Here is a 17168-nt window from a genome sequence, read left to right as displayed (position 1 = left end):
GCCGTTTAGGGACCGGTTCACCGCTGCTTGTCGCGCAGGGCCTGTTCGACGGCCTGCTCGACGCGGGCGTCCTCGCGCTGCCGCCGCCGGGCGCGGTTGCGGCGGGATCCGACCAGCCCGACGGCCATCACGGCGGCCACCACGAGGATCAGGAGCAGCAGGGCCCACGGCATCGCCCAGGCGCTGCCGGTCGCCTCGATCGGCGCGAGGTCGGTGCTGGAGCCGGAGGCGTCGGTGAGCAGCGGCGTGAGGGTCGCGGTCGCCGTCAGCCTGGTCGACGGCGCGACACCGTGCACCGGAACGGTGACCGTCCAGCTCTCGCCGGGCAGCAGCTGCGGCGGCGCGGCGACGTCCCCGGCGTCGGCGCGCAGCCAGCCGAACGGGCCGGTGATCGACACGGCCTGGCGCGCCGACAGCACCGCGTTGCCGGTGTTGTGGATCCGGTAGCTGACCGTCGCGTCGCCCTCGGCCAGCGGGTTCGCGGAGCCGGTGTAGTCGACGTGCAGGTCCTCGACCGCGAGGCCGGGTTGGAGTTCGCCGCTGATGCGCAGCTTGACGCGGATGCCGAGGCGGCGGTCGACGTTGATGTTCTGCGCCTGGTCGGTCTGGGTCAGCGAGGTGACGATGCCGCCGACGTAGTCGCCCGGGGTCGCGTTGGCGGGCACGGTGACGACGAACGGCACGGTGACGGTCCTGCCCGGCGCGACGGTGATGTTCGGGCTGGTGGTCTGCAGCCAGACGCCGACCGCGGTCGACTTCTTGTCCTTGGGGAGCAGATCGAGCTGGCCGGCGCCGGTGGTGAACCCGTCGGCGGCGTACACGGCGAGGTTCAGCGGGGTGGTGCCGCGGTTCGCGACGACGAGGGCGTCGTCGGCGCGGCCGCCGGGGTTGACCGCGTAGCTGTAGCTGGACCGGTCGGCGCCGTACCCGTTGGAGGCGGTCCGGACGGTCCAGGCGACGTCGCCGTCGGCGGCCAGCGCCGGGCCGGCACCCGGGCCGACGACCGCGCCGACGGCGAGCAGCGCCAAAGCGGTGGTGCGGAGCAGAGCGGCGACAGTCGAACGGCGGGTGGAGGTGCGCATTGCGGTGGTTCCTCGGATCGGTTCGGTGGTGGGGCGGGCGCGGGACGCCCGCCCCACCGTCAATGGTTGACGATCAGCTGCTCAGCGCGGTGATCGTGATGGTGGCCCGGTAGCTGCCCTTGTCGACGCTGTCCGGGATCTTCAGGGACAGGTCGGCGCCGAGCTTGGCCGAGCCACGCGGGTGCCCCTGCTCGGCGGCGGCCAGGCCACGGGCGACCGACAGGCCGAGACCCTGGTCGTCGTACGCCGACAGCACCGCGGCCCCCGGCTGCGCACCGGCGCCCGCGTCCAGCAGGAACGGCGTCCAGCCCAGGAACGCGCCCGAGAAGGCCTTGTCGCCGTCACGGAACGCGCCCGCGCTCGCCGAGATCGACCACGGGGCCAGCGAGCGGCGGCTGTCCGTCACGAGGATCGGGTTGATCTTCCCGGTGGCCTCGAAGAAGGTGCCGTTGCGCTCCTGCGCGGTGCCCAGGTCGACCAGGCCGTTGTAGCCGTCGATGGTCCAGCCGAACTCGCCCGGAGCCGGGTTCGGCACCGCGACCTGCACGTCCTGACCCGAGCCGTGGTACGGGCGCACGGTCACCTTGTCGACGATCGAGCCGACCGGCTGCGCCTCGCTGGTGTTGTAGCACCAGCTGCCCTTCTCCACCGACGCGTTCGGCGCGGCGCACGTGCCGCTGCGCAGGTTCTCCAGGACGAGCTTGTCGGCCCGCACCTGCACCTTGACGTAGCTGCGCACGTGCTCCTGGTTCTGCACCGAGTTGTACCAGTAGCTGTCCGGGTTCAGCGGGTCCGGGCCGTTGCCCCGGATGCCGGTGCCGGTGGCGTCGGGCTTCTTGATGTCGTAGTACTTCGAGCCCGAGGCCGAGTTCGCCGTCACGTAGATGACCCCGCCGGGGCCGGGGAACACCTCGGCCGCGCCGGGCTGCTCGTCCGGGTCGGCCTTCTGGCCGTTCTTGATGGCGTAGCTGCGGGAGTAGCTGTGGTCGTGGCCCTGCAGCACCATGTCGATGCCGAGCTGCGAGAACGCGGTCGTGAAGTGCTCGCGCCGGTCCTTGTTGTCGGTGTCGGTGGCGTGGCTGGCCGGGGAGTAGATGGAGTGGTGGTAGACCAGCACCTTCCACTTGGCCTCGGCGCCGTGCTTGTTGATGACGTCGGTGATGTAGGCGACGTGGGCCGAGTCGCCCACGTTGCCGCCACCGGCGGGCACCGCGTAGCTGTTGCTGTTGATGTCGATGAACAGCACGTCCTTGTACACGAACCAGTAGTCGCCGCCGGACTTGGTGCCGGCCGGGTTGCCGTTGTCGTAGTACGGGGCCGAGCGGTCCGTGTTCGGGGTGAAGTGGTGCTGCTCGTAGGCCTTGCCGCCGACGTCGTGGTTGCCGATCGTCGCCACCACCGGGTACTGGCGCAGCTGGTCGGGGGCCAGGAACGAGGTCCACTGGGACTCGTTGTTGGCCGACTCGACGTGGTCGCCGCCGGAGACCAGCAGCTCGGCGTTCGGGTTGGCCGCGGTGGCGACCTTGAGGGTCTCCTCCCAGCCCGCCTGGTCCTTCAGGGTGTCGCCGGACGAGCCGATCTGCGGGTCGCCGAAGAACAGGAAGTCGTAGTCGCCTTCGAAGTCCTGCGTCTGGAAGGAGTACGTCGGCGACCACGCGCCGTCGCCGCCGACCCGGTAGGAGTACCGGGTCTTCTCCTTCAGGCTGGTGATGGTCGCGTGGCGGTTGTAGCCGCCGCTGGTCGCGATGTTCGCGCCGCCGATGGCGTCGAACGCGGCGGCCGTCGCCGGGAACTCGCCGTTCACGAGCGCGGCGGTCGGGGCGAGCTGGACCTTCTGCGCGGTGTCGGCCGAGGAGTACCAGGTGAGGACGCGCTGGGACTCGTCGGCGCCGACGCCGAGGATGACGCCGGTGAGGCTCACCGGGTCGGCGGCCGAGGCGGCCGTGCCCAGTCCGCTACCGACGGCCACGGCCGCGCCGAGCAGTGCGGCGGTGGCCCCGACGGCCAGGCGGCGCCGCACAAGCCCGGGGGCCCGTGTCTTGTTGCTCAATGTTCCGTTCCTTTGCCGAGGGAGCGCTCGGAAGCGCCCCTGAACTGGTGAAGCGTCCTCACGCTCGTCCGGCGTGGTGAACCGGGAGTGAATTCGCCGCACAAGTTAGTTAGCCTTACTAATAAGATCACTGGCCGGTCAGCCGCTGCACGAACCAGATCAGACCCGTCACAGCCACCCCGCCCGAAATGAGCCCAGTCGCCCAGCGGCCCGCCATGGGACTGCGCCGGCGCAGCACCGACAGCAGCGGGAACACGACCGCGATGACCGCGAGCTGAACCACTTCGATGCCGACGTTGAACACCAGCAGCGACCACAGCAGCGTCCACGACCACGCCTCGTCGATGCCGAGCGCGCCCGCGAACCCGAGACCGTGCACCAGCCCGAACACGAACACGACACCCAGCCGCAACCGGCCAGCCCGGTCCAGGCCCAGCCGGCCACCCGACGCGGGCAGCTCCAGGACCTGACCGCCGCCGCGGCGCAGCCGCCACAGGTGCCAGCCGGCGACGACCGCGATCGACAGCGCGATCACCGGCTCCACCACGATCGCCGGAACCGCGACCACACCGAGCGCGGCCAGCATGAACGTCACCGAGTGCGCGAGGGTGAAGCTGGTCGCGGCGAGCACGATCTCGCGCACCCGCCGCGACCCGGCGATCAGCGCCAGCAGGAACAGAATGTGGTCGATGCCGCCCAGCAGGTGCTCCGCGCCGAGGCTGAAGAACTCCCAGAACCGCTCGTACCACGACTGCGCGGTGGAGAACGACGGTGTGCCCGTATCGAGCGCGGCGCTGCCGCTGTGCCCGTCGAGGTGGTAGGTGACGATCGTCTTGGTGTCCTTGACGTACTGCTCTCCGTCAGGGAACAGCGCGCTGCGCACCTCGTGGCCGTCGCCGGCGGGGCAGGCCCAGTCCAGCAGCAGCCGTGCATACGGCACCCCGTCCCGCTCCCCGATCGTGAACGCGCCCGCCTGCGTCGGCGCGCACCCTCCCCCGCCGGAGGAGACCTCGAACCGGTCCGTGACATAGCCGACGGCCGCCGCCCGGTGCGTGTCGAGCGCCGCGGCCTGCCCGGCGGCGTCACGGGCCTCGAACGCGGCGGTGCCCACCTTGAAGAGGCCGTCATCATGGCGCTCGTCGGCGGCGGAGACGACGAGCAGGTCGTACTCCAGCTCCAGCGCGGTGCGCACGTGCCCGGCGTCACCCGCCGTGACGTCGACGTACACGGTCGAGCTGAACCCGTGGGCCTGGGCGGGCGTGGCGCTCAGAAATGCGAAAGCCGCCGCGGCGATCCCGGCGGCGGCGACGATGGTCCTGCGTAAACGGCCTGACATGGTGCTCCTTCGGTGCTGGCGAGTGCACGCTGCCCGCCGACGGTGAACACCGGACCGACCGCCGGCGAACCGACCGCGAACAATCGCCCAGAACCCGACGAGACGCGCTGGCCGGCGGGCATCCCTGCGGTAGGAATACGGGGCACGAAGGCACCACCCACCCTGGAGCACGATCACCTTGCGCCCCACGTTTCGCGCGACCCTCGCCGCGGCGGCCGCCCTGGCCGTCGCCCTGACGGCCGGCTGCGGTTCCGGTGACGACTGGACACAGCCGCACCCCGCACCCCACCCCGTCGGCAGCCCCGGCCCCGGCTTTGTCGACCCGTCCGCGCGGCCCGCCCCGGAATCGACCATCACGCCACGGCCCGGCTCCTGGGCCGGGGTACACCCGTCGGAGGGCTACCGCGTGGTGCTGCTCACCAGCGGATCCGACGCACCGACCAAGGCACTGGTCACCGCGGTCCGGCAGTGGGCCGACGACGAGGCGGTCGACCTGCGCACGGTCACCGCGGCCGACGCGCACGACCTCGTGCCCAGCATCGTGCGCGCCATGGACCTGAGACCCGACCTCGTCGTCAGCGCCGGCAACGACTTGATCGACCCGCTGGCGCTGGTCACCGCGAGCCACCTCGACCAGCAGTTCCTCGTCGTCGGGGCGGAACTCGCCGAGCCCACCGGCAACGTCACCGCCGTCGACTGGTCCGGGGCGTCGTTCCGCGGGGAAGGACTCGGCATGTCCTCGACCTACGACCCGGCGACGTTCACGCCCGAGCGCTGCGCGGCCGCGATCCGCGCCGGTGTCACCGCGGTGCTGCACCAGCTGACCGGCATCGTGATCTGGCTCGACGCGATCTGACCGGTCAACCGGCCCGGTCGGGCCAGTGCTCGGGGTCCGTGAGCGACAGCTGCGGGTACGCGCCCGCGGCGTTCAACGCCACGAGCAGGTCCATCGGCGCCGAATGAACCAGCGCTTCAGCCATCGCCGTCCAGCCACGCCGGCTGAGGGCGTTCACGTCCAGCCCGGTGGCGAGCAGGCGCGGCAGCAGCTCCTCGTGCTCGAACATGTACATCCGGTGCAGCAGCGTCCGGCCCTGGCCGTCGCGCACGTGCGGGTTCATGCCCGCGTCGAGCAGCGCGCGCACGACCCGGCTGCCGCCGTGCTCCATCCGCCGCCACAGATCGTGGCGGTGCTCCCGCAGCCGCTTCGGCGCGGCGTCGTCACCGTCGAGCCAGCCGAGTTCGGCCTGGAAGCAGCCGCGCATCGCCCCGCCGAAGGCGCGAAGAGCGTGCTCGCGCCGCCGCTCGGCCCCGTCGTGGTGGAGCAGTTCGACCTGCCCGTCCCGCAGGCTGATCCAGTGCCACTGCCGGCCGCACCGCACCCGGAACCGCTCCTCCTGCCAGAACCCTGCGGGAACCATGGACGTGCCCGCAGCGGGACGGGTCTCGGCACCCGTGGCGGGGAAAAGCGCCGCTCGCACCAGGGGATGCAGGTCCAAGATGCCGATCAGGTCGTGCCGGATCAACTCCAGGTCGACGGGCGGGCGCAGCAACATGGGATGCAGGCAGAGGTCCACGCCGATCGATCCCGGCCGTGGCGGGGGCGGCTCACCGCAGGTCATCCGGTGACGATCACCAGCCGCTTCCAGGTACACCTTCCGCTGGTAGTACCGCTTCAGCCTGCCCTCGTCGCCCCGCAGCCGGTACGACCGGTGGCCGAACTGGGCCGTGAGCCGGCGCAGCTCGCGAACCGCGAACGACGGATCCGCCTTGCCCAGAACAGCGAGATCCCAGGATCCCCAGTAGCCGAGCGTCGCCGACTCGTCGATCACCCACCCGGCCGCGGCCCACTCCCCCGGCGGCCCCGACGGCTCGTCAGTGCGCACCTTGCCGCACCGTCCACACGGCACGGACGGCGGAGGTTCCGCGGGTGCGGCGAGCACGGGTGGCTCGGCCGGCTGCAGCACGTCACGCAGCTCGCCGACCCGCCGGGCGTCCCACAGATACGGCGCGAGCGGGTAGACCGGATCCTCCCGGAGGTCACCGGCGCGCCTCGCCTGCACGGTGAGCCGCTGCGAGCCGGTCACCCACTCCGGGGACCGGACCACGAGCACGGTGCTGTCCGGGGTCACCGGCCCGTCCGGTGCCAGCAGGTACGTCAACCCGGCGGACAGGCCTGCTGTCCCGCTCCCCGAACGTGGCAGATGCCACCGGAGCAGGTCGGGCGCGAACCCGGCCAGCAGGTCCGCGACCGGGCCCGCATCGTCGATGTCGACCGTCACCCGGGCCGCCTCGCACGCGGCCCGCCAGTCTCCGCGCTCGCGCGCCTCGGCACACTCGGCGATCATCCACTCGGGCACCGCGTACCGGCGGACCATCCGCCGGACGCCCAGCGCGTCGCTCGATCCGCCCACCATGTCCCCCGTACCGTCGCCGAGTGGCGCTGACCACCGCGGCCGGGCAGGTCGTCGCCGCGGCGGATCTTACGAGGGCCCTCCGATATTTCGGGCCGGTCGCCCGGGATGCCGGCACGCACCCTCCGGTCGGCTCCTCGGACGTGCCATGCAGCGAACGCGGCTACATCTATTTTGATGTGCCCACATCAAAATAGATGTAGCCGTTGTCGAACCGACCTTTGCCCGCGCGGAAGCGGTGGCGCGGCCCGCCTCCCGTCGGCGGGCCGCGGCACCGCCTCGTTCGCGTGTCGGGGCCCCGGTGTCGCCGGGCACGCGAACCCGGGTCCGCGGCTCAGGTGGCCGCGGCTGCCTTGAGCTGCTTGCTGCTCTCGACCGTCACCTGCACCGCCCGGACGATCGCCGGGACGGACCCGACGAGCAGGATGATCGCCCACACGATCCCGACGATCGCGAAGACGATGCCGGCGATGGCGTCGGTGATGCTGACCAGGATCCCGGGCACGATCCCGTGCAGGAACACGGCGACGACGTTGCCGAGCAGCGACGTGATCATCATGGCGACGAGGCCCTTGTTCTGCAGGAAGCGCTGCTGCGCGATGATCAGGCAGGCGATCGCGACCACCTTCAGGAACATGATCAGCGACAGCACCGTGGCCGCCTCACCGCGCGGGAACGATCCGAACAGGATCAGGTAGACGATCGTGCCGAACGGGAACGCCAGCAGCAGCGACACCATCAGGATCAGCTTGGCGATGGCGACGAACAGCAGCACCAGCGCCGTGACGATCAGGATGATCGCCCCGACCAGGGTGGCCACCCCCTGGGCGCGGGCGTGCAGCCGCTTGGAGGCCAGGATCGCCACCCCCATGAGCACGGCCGTGCCGAGCAGCACCACGTCGATGAGCGCGAGGTAGCTGATGGCGATGCCGCCGGGTCGTTCGGCGACGCCGGGTGGCACGTCGGCGCCGAGCTCGGCGGCGGTGCCCACCGCCGGGGTGGTGAGGCCGAGCAGCAGCGAGCTGCCGGTCTCGACGGCGACGACGAGTCCCAAGGCGACCAGTGCCACGAAGAAGAACGGCGTACGCAGCCTATCCATCGCTTCCTCCCAAGGTGACGGTGCACTTGTCGCAGGTCAGGGTGATGTCGACGCCCTGGTCGTCGACGGCGACGCGGATCGGCTCGCCCGCCGGCACGTCGCGGTCGAGGACGGTGTCGTTCTGTGGGGCGCGGGTGAGCAGCCGCAGCGGCCCGTCGGGGCGCAGTTCGACTTCGCGCAGGTCGCTGTCGGCGGCGGCGACGGTGAGCACGCAGCCGGTCTCGACGACGAGCACGCCGTCGGTCAGGCAGGGTGCGGACAGGTCCGCCGGGTCGACGGGGTCGGGGTCGCCGAACCAGTCGCCGAGGGTCTGGACCAGGGCGTTGTCGGTCGGGTCGGTCATCGTGCCGTCGTCGGCGGTGGCGACGCCGGTGACGAACAGCGCGACGATCAGCACCGCGACCGCGGCGAGGATCTTCTGTCCTCGGGTCAGGGCGGGCATGTCAGTGCTCCAGGTAGACGCGCACGGTCCCGGCCTCGGTCGCGGTGCCGTAGTCGTCGAGGACCTGGACGTTGACGAACACCCAGCCGTTGTCGCGGACGTTGTTGACGGTGTTGTAGTTGAGCGTCGGCATCGCCGGGGTGAACTCGCGCGCGGTCGCGATCTGGCTGGACACGGCGGGGGTGGGCTGGCAGACCTCGCCGAACGCGGACTTGGTGCAGCGTTCGATCTGGACGGTGACCAGCCAGCGGACCGGCCACGAGTCGGGCTGGGTCCACACCAGGGTCGGCATGCGGTTCGGCGGGACGCTGGAGTTGGTGACCGGCTGGGAGATGACGGGTTTGGCCGCGGCGGCGGAGATACCGAGGTCGACGGTGCTGCCCTTGGCCGCGGTCGCGCCGCCGGGCAGGGACTGGCGGGTGACCGCACCGGGGCCGCGGGAATTGTCCCAGCCGAACTGGACAGTGCCTGCCACGAACCCGGCCTTGGCCAGGGCGGCCTTGGCGTCGGCGGGCGGCAGCCCGATCAGTTTCGGCACGGCGACCAGTTCCACCGGGACGGGGCTGGCCGACGCAGCGGGTGTCGCCGACGCCGTGGGCTGCGGGGTCGTGGTGGCCTGCTCGCCCTCGGGCCAGACGACCCAGGTGATGACGCCGATGACGAGGACCGCGAGCGCGGCGGCGACCACGATCCACCACGGGAACGGCTTCTTCTCCGGGGCGGGCGGGGCAGGGACGACGACGGCGACGCGGCGGCTGAGGACCGAGGTCTCCTCGGGGGCGTCGGACAGTTCGGCGTCGCGCTGCGCGCCGAGGGTCAGCGGCGGGGTGAGCCGGGCCTGGAACTCGTATCGCCCGGCCGGGGCCGACTGCGGGACGTTGATCTTCACGACGAGGGGTGCGGTCGCGCCGGGCTTCGGGCGCGGGTACTCCTCCACGGTGAACCAGGACGCGTCGGTGTCCTGGCCGGTGTGGAAGTCGATGCCGGGCCGGCCGGTGCGGCGGGACTGGTTGGTGATGGTGAAGGTGACCTCGGCGGCGCGGTCCTGGCCGAGGGTCACCTCCGGGGTCGCGGTGGTGATGACCCACTTCTCGGTCTTGTCGGCGGTCATGGCAGTTCTCCCATTTCGAAGGTGGTGGCGGCGGGCTTGTCCAGCTCGACGATGTGCCGGACGCGTTCGAGCAGGTCGCTGCCCGCGGGGATGCGGACGATCAGGTGGAACGGCCGGTCGGCCGACTCCTCGATCTCGATGGCGGTCAGGCCGGTGGCCAGGGTCACCGCAGCCCGCAGTCCTTCGCGGGTGCCCCGGGACTGGGCCAGGGCGGTGCCGTGCGCGACCAGGTCCCGGCCGTGGCCGAGGTGGTCGACGGCGACCCAGCGGGCCAGGAACGGCACCAGCTGGGGCGGGCAGCGGTACGGGTGGAACAGGTCCTCGACGGTGGACAGGCGGGCCTCGCCGGATTCGTGCAGGCCCTCCATCACGTCGAGCAGCGCCCACAGCACCCCGGTCGGGTGCATGGCCCGCTGGTAGGCGGCGGGCAGCAGCGCGGCGATCGCGTCACGGCGCATCTTCGGTCACCACCTCGATGTCGTGCTCACCGGACACGAGCAGCCAGGTGGGCGGGATGGTGACGAGCTGGCGCAGCTCGATGTCGGCGGCCGAACGCCACTGGCCGGGCGCGGCGACGACGTGCGTGCCCCGGTTGCCGCCGGCGAACACGTGACTGCCGCCGGCGATGGTGCGCACGGGTTCGAATCGGGTGCGGTCGCGCAGCGGCAGGCCGCAGTTGACCGACGGGGACTCCCACTGCGGCGCGGCGGCCGTGGTGTCCAGCTGCAGCACTCCCCCGCTCTGGCTGGCGGCGTACGCGGTGCCGTCGACGAAGTCCAGGCCCCAGCAGGTGCCGCCGGTCCACCCGGCGGACAGCTCCTGCCAGCGCACGTCGGCCTCGAACAGCCGGGCCCGGTAGCAGCCCTTGCCGGGCTTGCGCGGGTCGGTGGTGCCGGTGCCGACCCACAGGATCGTGTCGGGGCCGTCGAGCTGCACGGACAGGGCGCGGGTGTCCACGCCGTTGAGCCCGACGTGGGCGAAGGTGCCCTGACGCCCGCCCGCGGTGGACAGGTAGACGCCGTAGGTGGTCTCGGCGGCCAGGGCCACGCCCCACACGCCGCGTTCGGACACGAACGTGCGCACCGAGTTGAAGCCGCGGTCCTGGTCCTTGGCGTCGACGATGATCTGCAGCGGGACCGCGCCGTCGAGCAGCGACATCTCGTACAGACCGACGTCGGTCGCCAGCAGCAGCGACACCGCCTCCTCGCGGTCGATCCACGCCGCCTCCAGCACTACGGCGTCGATCTCGGTGAGCTTGCGCCACGTCTCGCCCAGGTCCGCGGAGACGTGCACGCACGAGCCGCCCTCGTCGGAGTTCGTGACGACGGCGACCGCGCCGGGGCGGGCGACGACACCGGGGCGGTCGGACACCGGCGCGGGCACGACCTGGCGCACCACCTCGCCCGCGAACACGGTGACCAGCTCCCAGCCCTCACCGTCGTTCGTGGACCGGAACACCTGCTCGCCGCCGCCGGCGTACCAGGTGCCGGGCTGGTAGCCGTCGGCGGCGATCGAGGTGACGTCACGGCTGGGCGCGTGTTCGAGCACGAAGCGCACGTCGTCGACGTAGCGCACGCCAGGTTCGGCCTGCTCCAGGATCCGGTACACGTTGGAGGCGCGCAGCGGCTCGCCGAAGGACCAGCCCTCGACGGTCGCGGGGGCGGGCAGCGGGCTGATGGTCTGGTGCAGGCGGTCGTGGATGCGGCGGCGTACGGCGTCGACGTCCTCCTGGCGGCCGACGACCACCCGGCCCTTGACGGCGACGGACTTGTAGCGGGCCCAGGTGGTGGTCACCGACGTGCCCAGGGCGCGGCGGCGATCCAGGTCGGCCTGGGTGTCCAGGCGCACCTCGTCGAGCTGGCGTTCGGCGAGCGCGGCCACGGGCAGCCGCCAGCCGGGCCGGGCCGCCTCGGGCACGAACGGCACCAGGGTCACCTCGACCTCGCCGGGGCGCGCGAACGACCACATGGACGCGCGGGTGAACGCGCGGGCGCGGGCGACGGCCGGGGACCCGGCGGTGGCGAGCAGTTCGAAGTCGCGGGCGGTGACGGCGCGGTGCAGGCTGAACAGCTCGTACGGCCCCCGGCGCGCGGCGGCGTCGACCTGCTCGATGTCCCGGCCGCCCCGCGCGGCCTCGGCGTTGGTGACCCGTACGCCCGGGATCTGGTCGCGCAGCGCGGTGAGCGTGTTCGCGGCCACGTTGCCGGACGCGCCGCCGCCGACGCGGTACCAGAGGCGGATCTCGCGGTGGGCAGCCGGAACGGCCCCGGGCACGGTGCCGCCGTCGAGGGCGGGCGCGAACGTGACCGTCCCGGCGGCCGGGTCGAGCAGGTACGCCCGGTCGGCGGGGCCGAGGCCGGCGAACGTCTCGACGCGCTGCCAGATCTCGAAGGTGCGGCCGTCGTACTCGCGGGCCGCGCCGGTGACCGGCCCGGTCGTCTGCACGCCGAGCAGCACCTCCAGGGGCTCGCCGGTGGTCGCCAGCGGTGCCCGGTCGGCGCGCAGGACCAGGCCGGGCAGGCCGGTGCCGAGGCCGAGCAGCTCGCCGTCGACGAGTTCGCAGTGGTAGGCGCGTACCCGGGTCTCGGTCTCGCCCTCGGCGATGACGGCCGGGACGGTCGTGGTGAACAGGACCGGCTGCGGGTCTGCACCGCGCGCGGCGGCGACGCGGGTGCCCGCCGGGATGGCGATGCGGCCGGTGTCGGCGCCGGTGCGGGTGAACGCCAGCTCCGCCCAGGCGGCGGCGGGCGGGCGGCGGGTGACGCCGAGCAGGTTCAGGAACTCCAGGTACGCCTTCTCCGGCAGCCGGTTGAGCCGGTACAGCATGACCTCGGTCAGGTACGCGAACGCTTCGAGGAGGGCGACGCCGGGGTCGTGGACGGACAGGTCGGTCCAGTCCGGGCAGGAGCGGCGCACCCGGTCGCGGGCTTCGGCGACCAGGTCGTCGAAGCTGCGGTCGTCGAGGTTCGGCACGGGGATCATGACGGTTCTCCGAGGTCGATGGGGTAGTCGAGGACGCCGGCGGCCAGGGTCTGCCGGACCCGGTAGCGCAGGTGGACGTTGAGCCGGGACGCGTTGTCGGGGTCGGGGTCGGCGTCGACCTGCTCGATGTCGATGCGCGGCTCCCAGCGTTCGAGGGCGTGGCGCACGTAGTGGATGGCCAGGCCCGCGGTGGTCTGGTCGTTGGGCGCGAACAGCAGCCGGTGCAGGTGGGAGCCGTACTCGGGACGCATGAGGCGTTCGCCGGGCACGGTGCCGAGCAGCAGGATGATGGCCTGGCGGATGGCGTCGTCGCCGTGGACGAGCGCGACCCGGCCGGCGGCGGAGGTGACGATGCCGTCGCCTTCGGTGAAGCGCAGTGAGGTCGGGGTCATGGGGTCGCCTCCACGAAGGTCTGGCCGGGGATGCGTACGCGGTAGTGGACGGTGCCGGGCACGGTGCCGTCGGTGAGGCCGTCGAGGCTGTCCAGGACCACGGCGTCGCCGTCGATGCGGATCCAGTCGCTGTAGCCGGTGAACACGCGCAGGGTCTTCACACAGGGCTTCATGGTCGCGCCGATGTTCGGGCAGCGGGCGATGGCGCGGCCCTGCGGGTCGTCGTCGACCAGCACGGGGTGCCCGGCGATCTCGACCCAGTGCTGGGACGGGTTGTTGGTCACCTTGCCGTCGTGGTCGCAGCGCACGTCGGACGACGAGTCGATGAGTCTCATCCCGGGATCACCTCGGTGGGCAGGCCCGCGATCAGCGCGCGCTCGAAGTCGACGTTGGCGGCGCGGATGGTCATCCGGTGCCCGGGGGCTTCGATGACCAGGTCGGTGCGGGCCAGCAGCCGGACCTTGCCGGGCGCGAGTTCGAGGGCGCTGCCGTCGGCATTGGACAGGGTGATCGACTTGTCGCCGTCGTCGACGAGGACCTTCTGCCCTTCGGGGCTGTGCAGGGACCATCGGCGTACCCGTCCGCCGCTCACTCCGCTGTCGGGCGGCGACTGCGCGCCGAAGACCGCACCGAGCACGATCGCTTCGGCCGGGTCCTCGTGCGGCAGGGCGAGCACGACCAGGTCGTCGGGGTCGGGCAGGGCGACGATGCCCTTACCGGGCCCGGCTCCCGGGCACAGCACGGGCAGCCAGCCGAGGTCGAGGTCGCCGTGTCCGGGCAGGATCACCTGGACCCGGCCGCGGCCGTCGGGATCGTCGACGGCGGTGACCCGGCCCAGGGCGATCGCGGCCGCACTGGGCTGTGCAGGGCCTTCCGGGGGTTCGGTGCCGAACGCGGTGCGGTAGCCGTCGGCGTCGATCGTGTGCAAGGCCGTGCAGATCGGGTACGTGCCGTCGACGGCGTCGCCGACGCCCGAGAGCTCAACCGCCCGGCCGGGCCGCAGCGCCGGGTCGCCCTGCGCGGTGCCGCTGACGCACAGCACCCGCGCCGCCGCCCGGTCCAGCGCCGCCTGGGCGGCTTCGGCCTGCAGGCCGGCGGGCTGGTCGATGAGCGCCCGGTCACCGTCGCCACCGAGTCCGGGCGGAGAGACAGCAGGCCCCGGCCGGTATCCGGGCGCGCCGGCCCGGCCGGTGGGGAACTCGCCGCCGGGGTGCCAGCCGTAGGTGGCCACCGCCCCGACGGCCCGGTCGGCGTGCCCCTCGACGCGGCACTGCCAGAGCGTGTCGCCGACCTTGAGCGGCAGCGCGGGCCCCTGCGGGCGCAGCGTCTCCAGCACCAGGGTCCGCCCGTCGAGCACCGGGTATCGGCCGAGCCGGGCGGCGGTGCGGGCGAGCAGGTCCCAGTCGGTGGCGCGGTGCTGCAGCAGCCGCTCCAGCGGCGGTCCCGGGTCGGGGCAGCGCACCGTCAGGCCCAGCCCGGCGGTGAGTTCGCGGGCTAGGTCGGCCAGGGTCACGCCGGTGAAGACCCGCGGCCGCTGCTTGGCGCGCAGGCGGTGCAGCAGGTCGTGGGCGACGACGGTCCAGCCGGTCTCCGAGCCCGGCCCGCGGGTCAGTTCGACGGTGCCGATCTCGCCGTCGAACAGCGGTTCGCCGTCGACGTCGAGTTCCAGGCGTGCCCCGAACGGCCAGCCCGTAGGCGTGTGCATGGTGAGTTCGGCCTGGGCGGGCAGGCCGATGCGCTGGGTGACGCGGGCCGACAGGACCCGGCCCGGCACGGGTGCGCCGTCGAGGCGCACCGACACGACAGGAATGATCATGACGGGACCCCGAGCACGGACCCGGCGCGTACGGCCAGGGGGTTGTCGATGCCGTTGTGCTCGGCCAGTTCCCGCCACCGGGTCGGGTCGCCGAGCGCCTCGGCGGCCAGCAGGTCGAACCGTGCGCCGCCGCCGTCGGAGCCGTCGCCGGTGGCCTGCACCGCGCTCGCCGCCGTCGGGGCGGGCGGCGCGGCAGGCTCGCCCTCACTGCGGACCAGCTTGAGCCGCAGCCACGAGCGCCGCGGGGTGCCGGTAGCGTCGATGGCGTCCAGGCGCTCGGCCACGTTCACCACCACGCCGGGCAGGTTCCACGTCTTGCCCCAGACCAGGCGCACCAGCGGCGGGCGGCCCTGCCCGTTCTCGGCCAGCTGCCACAGCCGCCCGGTGAGCCGGCGTACGTCGTCGGGCCGGTGCGCCTGCTCGACCAGGTCCACATCGAACAGCAGGTCCAGGACCAGTTCGGTGCGGCCGCCGCCGGTGAACAGCAGCGCGTCGTCCACGCCGGTGCCGACCACCGCCCCGGGCAGCGCCGCGGGGCGCACCCCGGCGAGCCGCCGTACCACCAGGGTCTCGGGGTTGACCAGGCAGTCGATGCGCTCGCCGGTGGCGTCGACGAGAAAGGCTATGCGTTCCACGGCCTGCCCTCCTGTTGGCTCTGCCGCACACGGATGCGGTCGGGGTCGGTGCGGGCCGGCGCCGGGACGGCCCACAGTTCGGCGTCGTCGAGCAGCTCGGGCCAGGGACCGGGTTGCTGATCCCGGCGCGGCTCCCGGCCGGTAAGCCGGGGCCACGGCGCGGTGACCGCCTGGGCCGCAGGGGCATCGGCGGCGCTTACGCCCGCGGGTTCGTCCATTCCGGGCATGCATCGGCTGGTGGCAGTCCCGGCAGCGGGCACCGGGTGCGCCGGGGTGAAGGGCGACGTCCACGGTTCACGGCCCGCAGCCCGGTCGGCGTCGACGGGCGTCGCCGCAGTGCCTGCGTCGTGGTGCGCGGCGTGGGTCGGCTCCGCTCGCGGCGAATCCGTTCGCGCGGCGGGGTGGCCCGCCTCGATGCGCTCGGATAAAGGCCTGCCTGCCTGCTCCGGAAGCCGGGTCTCCGATGTGGTGGACCTGGCCTCCGGGGCCGTGGGAACGGTGCCGCCCTGTGCGGCCCACATCTTTTTTGATGTGGGCACATCAAAAAAGATGTGGGCGGACGGCGAAGGTGTCACTGCGGCGGGCGGTACCTCCACCGAGGCAGGCTCCTGCCCGGGTCGGTCCGGCATCGCCGCTCTCGGCGACCGCCGGTGTGCCGCGGCCCCGCTCGCCGACGCGGCGGGCTTGCCGGTCCGCGGCCGATCGGACACCGCCGGTCGGTCCACGCCCGGCCTGTCCCCTGCCGGCCGGTCCACTGCTTGTCGGTCCACTGCCTGTCGGTCCAAAGTCGGCCGGTCCGCAGGCTGGTCGCGGTTCAGGCGACGGACGGCACCGTCCGGAACGTCTGACGTGGCACCGCTCGTCACCGTGTCCGCCGAGGTCACGGCGGCCGAACCGGTCGGACCAGCCGCACGGGCCGACGCCGAGGCGACGACCGGCCGCGTTGCCTCGGTGAGGGCCGTCGCTTCCGCGCCCACGGTGGACCGGCCGGGCGAGGAAGTGCCGTTCGGCACCCGGTCGGCCAGGCCCGCCGAGCCCGACCGTCGACCGAGGTCGAACCAGGCGAGCGCCACCGGACCGCTGGGCAGCGCCGGGTCGAGGTCGGCGGCGATCCCCGCGGCCGCGGCGGCACGGCCACGGTCGACGTCAGCCGGGTAGGCAGGGGCGACCGGGTACGCGGGGGCGGCTGGGCGCAGGGGCGGGGTGGACGGGGCGTCCGGTGCTGGCGTGGGCCCGCCGAGCCGGACGGCCCCGTCCCACGGCGTCCTCGGCTGGGGAGCGGCGCCCCTCAGACCGAGGAGGCGCCGCAGCCAGCCGAGCAGGTCACGCAGCCGCGCCGACATTGCTGGTCTCCCGCTGGATGCCGTCGTGTGCCAGCACCAGGGTCTCCACCGCGAGTTCGCGGCTCATCGCGTCCAGCGGCGAGCCGTACCACTCCTGGGGCCAGGCGTTGACGAGGTTCCAGCGCAGGGCTTCGGCGGAGCCGGAGCTGTCGAGCATGACGATGGAGACGTTGCGGCGGCTGACCTTGCCCTCCACGGCGGTCATCAGCCACTCCCACAGTTCGAGGGAGGAGGTGAGCCCGAAGCGCAGGGTCACCGGGGCGTACGTGACGCGGCCCGGGATGGCGCGCACGACGGAGTTGTTGCCGGCTTCGCGGTACGAGATGGTCTCGACCTTGATGCCCAGGCCGCCGACCTCGGTGAAGTGGCCCTCGGTGACGTTGTTGATGAGCAGCTTGAAGTTGTACGCGCGGTACGGGTCCACCAGGTTGCCGGGCTGGGCGGCGGGGGTGGCGGTCACCTCGGGCAT

Annotated in this window: 16 protein-coding genes; 1 reads left to right on the top strand and 15 read right to left on the bottom strand. The window is 72.8% G+C overall.

Annotated elements, in window-relative coordinates:
• Positions 1–17 precede the first annotated feature (17 nt).
• The 3 genes from ACFQO7_RS11750 to ACFQO7_RS11740 all read right to left on the bottom strand — a co-directional run bounded on the left by ACFQO7_RS11750 (position 18) and on the right by ACFQO7_RS11740 (position 4468).
• A complete protein-coding gene (locus ACFQO7_RS11750) occupies positions 18–1082 on the bottom strand; it encodes a WxL protein peptidoglycan domain-containing protein (RefSeq protein ID WP_376806390.1) in 1065 nt (354 codons plus the stop codon).
• Positions 1083–1155: 73 nt separating this feature from the next.
• Positions 1156–3132 carry a purple acid phosphatase family protein gene (locus ACFQO7_RS11745; protein ID WP_376806389.1) on the bottom strand — a complete coding sequence of 659 codons (1977 nt, stop codon included), beginning with the start codon at positions 3130–3132 and terminating at the stop codon, positions 1156–1158.
• Between the two features lie 127 nt (positions 3133–3259).
• Positions 3260–4468, bottom strand: a complete 1209-nt coding sequence (locus ACFQO7_RS11740; RefSeq protein ID WP_376806388.1) for a HupE/UreJ family protein — start codon at positions 4466–4468, stop codon at positions 3260–3262.
• 178 nt (positions 4469–4646) lie between these two features.
• Here ACFQO7_RS11740 and ACFQO7_RS11735 point away from each other — a divergent pair, with 178 nt between their 5' ends.
• Complete coding sequence (locus tag ACFQO7_RS11735; protein ID WP_376806387.1) at positions 4647–5324, top strand: type 1 periplasmic-binding domain-containing protein; 678 nt, start codon at positions 4647–4649, stop codon at positions 5322–5324.
• 4 nt (positions 5325–5328) lie between these two features.
• Here the strand turns inward: ACFQO7_RS11735 and ACFQO7_RS11730 are convergent, their stop codons facing one another.
• From ACFQO7_RS11730 to ACFQO7_RS11675, 12 genes are all read right to left on the bottom strand, one after another.
• Positions 5329–6882: an ankyrin repeat domain-containing protein gene (locus tag ACFQO7_RS11730; RefSeq protein ID WP_376806386.1), complete on the bottom strand. Its 1554-nt coding sequence runs from the start codon at positions 6880–6882 to the stop codon at positions 5329–5331.
• A gap of 331 nt (positions 6883–7213) precedes the next feature.
• Positions 7214–7978 carry a hypothetical protein gene (locus tag ACFQO7_RS11725; protein ID WP_376806385.1) on the bottom strand — a complete coding sequence of 255 codons (765 nt, stop codon included), beginning with the start codon at positions 7976–7978 and terminating at the stop codon, positions 7214–7216.
• On the bottom strand, positions 7971–8420 hold the full coding sequence (locus ACFQO7_RS11720; RefSeq protein ID WP_376806384.1) for a hypothetical protein: 450 nt from the start codon (positions 8418–8420) through the stop codon (positions 7971–7973). The genes ACFQO7_RS11725 and ACFQO7_RS11720 overlap by 8 nt, the downstream gene beginning before the upstream one ends.
• Position 8421: 1 nt before the next feature.
• Positions 8422–9531: a PASTA domain-containing protein gene (locus tag ACFQO7_RS11715; RefSeq protein ID WP_376806383.1), complete on the bottom strand. Its 1110-nt coding sequence runs from the start codon at positions 9529–9531 to the stop codon at positions 8422–8424.
• Positions 9528–9989 (bottom strand): phage tail protein, encoded by a 462-nt coding sequence (locus ACFQO7_RS11710; RefSeq protein WP_376806382.1) that lies wholly within the window; start codon positions 9987–9989, stop codon positions 9528–9530. The genes ACFQO7_RS11715 and ACFQO7_RS11710 overlap by 4 nt, the downstream gene beginning before the upstream one ends.
• Positions 9979–12513 carry a putative baseplate assembly protein gene (locus ACFQO7_RS11705; protein WP_376806381.1) on the bottom strand — a complete coding sequence of 845 codons (2535 nt, stop codon included), beginning with the start codon at positions 12511–12513 and terminating at the stop codon, positions 9979–9981. The genes ACFQO7_RS11710 and ACFQO7_RS11705 overlap by 11 nt, the downstream gene beginning before the upstream one ends.
• Positions 12510–12905: a GPW/gp25 family protein gene (locus ACFQO7_RS11700; RefSeq protein WP_376806380.1), complete on the bottom strand. Its 396-nt coding sequence runs from the start codon at positions 12903–12905 to the stop codon at positions 12510–12512. The genes ACFQO7_RS11705 and ACFQO7_RS11700 overlap by 4 nt, the downstream gene beginning before the upstream one ends.
• Positions 12902–13240 carry a hypothetical protein gene (locus ACFQO7_RS11695; RefSeq protein ID WP_376806379.1) on the bottom strand — a complete coding sequence of 113 codons (339 nt, stop codon included), beginning with the start codon at positions 13238–13240 and terminating at the stop codon, positions 12902–12904. Before ACFQO7_RS11695 ends, ACFQO7_RS11700 begins: the two co-directional genes overlap by 4 nt.
• Positions 13237–14721 (bottom strand): phage baseplate assembly protein V, encoded by a 1485-nt coding sequence (locus tag ACFQO7_RS11690; RefSeq protein WP_376806378.1) that lies wholly within the window; start codon positions 14719–14721, stop codon positions 13237–13239. Before ACFQO7_RS11690 ends, ACFQO7_RS11695 begins: the two co-directional genes overlap by 4 nt.
• Positions 14718–15356, bottom strand: a complete 639-nt coding sequence (locus tag ACFQO7_RS11685) for a CIS tube protein (protein WP_360532866.1) — start codon at positions 15354–15356, stop codon at positions 14718–14720. The genes ACFQO7_RS11690 and ACFQO7_RS11685 overlap by 4 nt, the downstream gene beginning before the upstream one ends.
• Positions 15344–16699, bottom strand: coding sequence for a hypothetical protein (locus ACFQO7_RS11680; RefSeq protein WP_376806377.1), 1356 nt, complete (start codon positions 16697–16699; stop codon positions 15344–15346). The genes ACFQO7_RS11685 and ACFQO7_RS11680 overlap by 13 nt, the downstream gene beginning before the upstream one ends.
• Positions 16680–17168, bottom strand: a complete 489-nt coding sequence (locus ACFQO7_RS11675; protein ID WP_203691588.1) for a phage tail protein — start codon at positions 17166–17168, stop codon at positions 16680–16682. Before ACFQO7_RS11675 ends, ACFQO7_RS11680 begins: the two co-directional genes overlap by 20 nt.

Origin of the sequence: Catellatospora aurea, assembly GCF_042663325.1 — a bacterium.
Classification (GTDB): domain Bacteria; phylum Actinomycetota; class Actinomycetes; order Mycobacteriales; family Micromonosporaceae; genus Catellatospora; species Catellatospora aurea.
The sequence above is the reverse complement of the archived record's forward strand: the minus strand, read 5'-3'. Positions and strand labels throughout refer to the sequence as shown.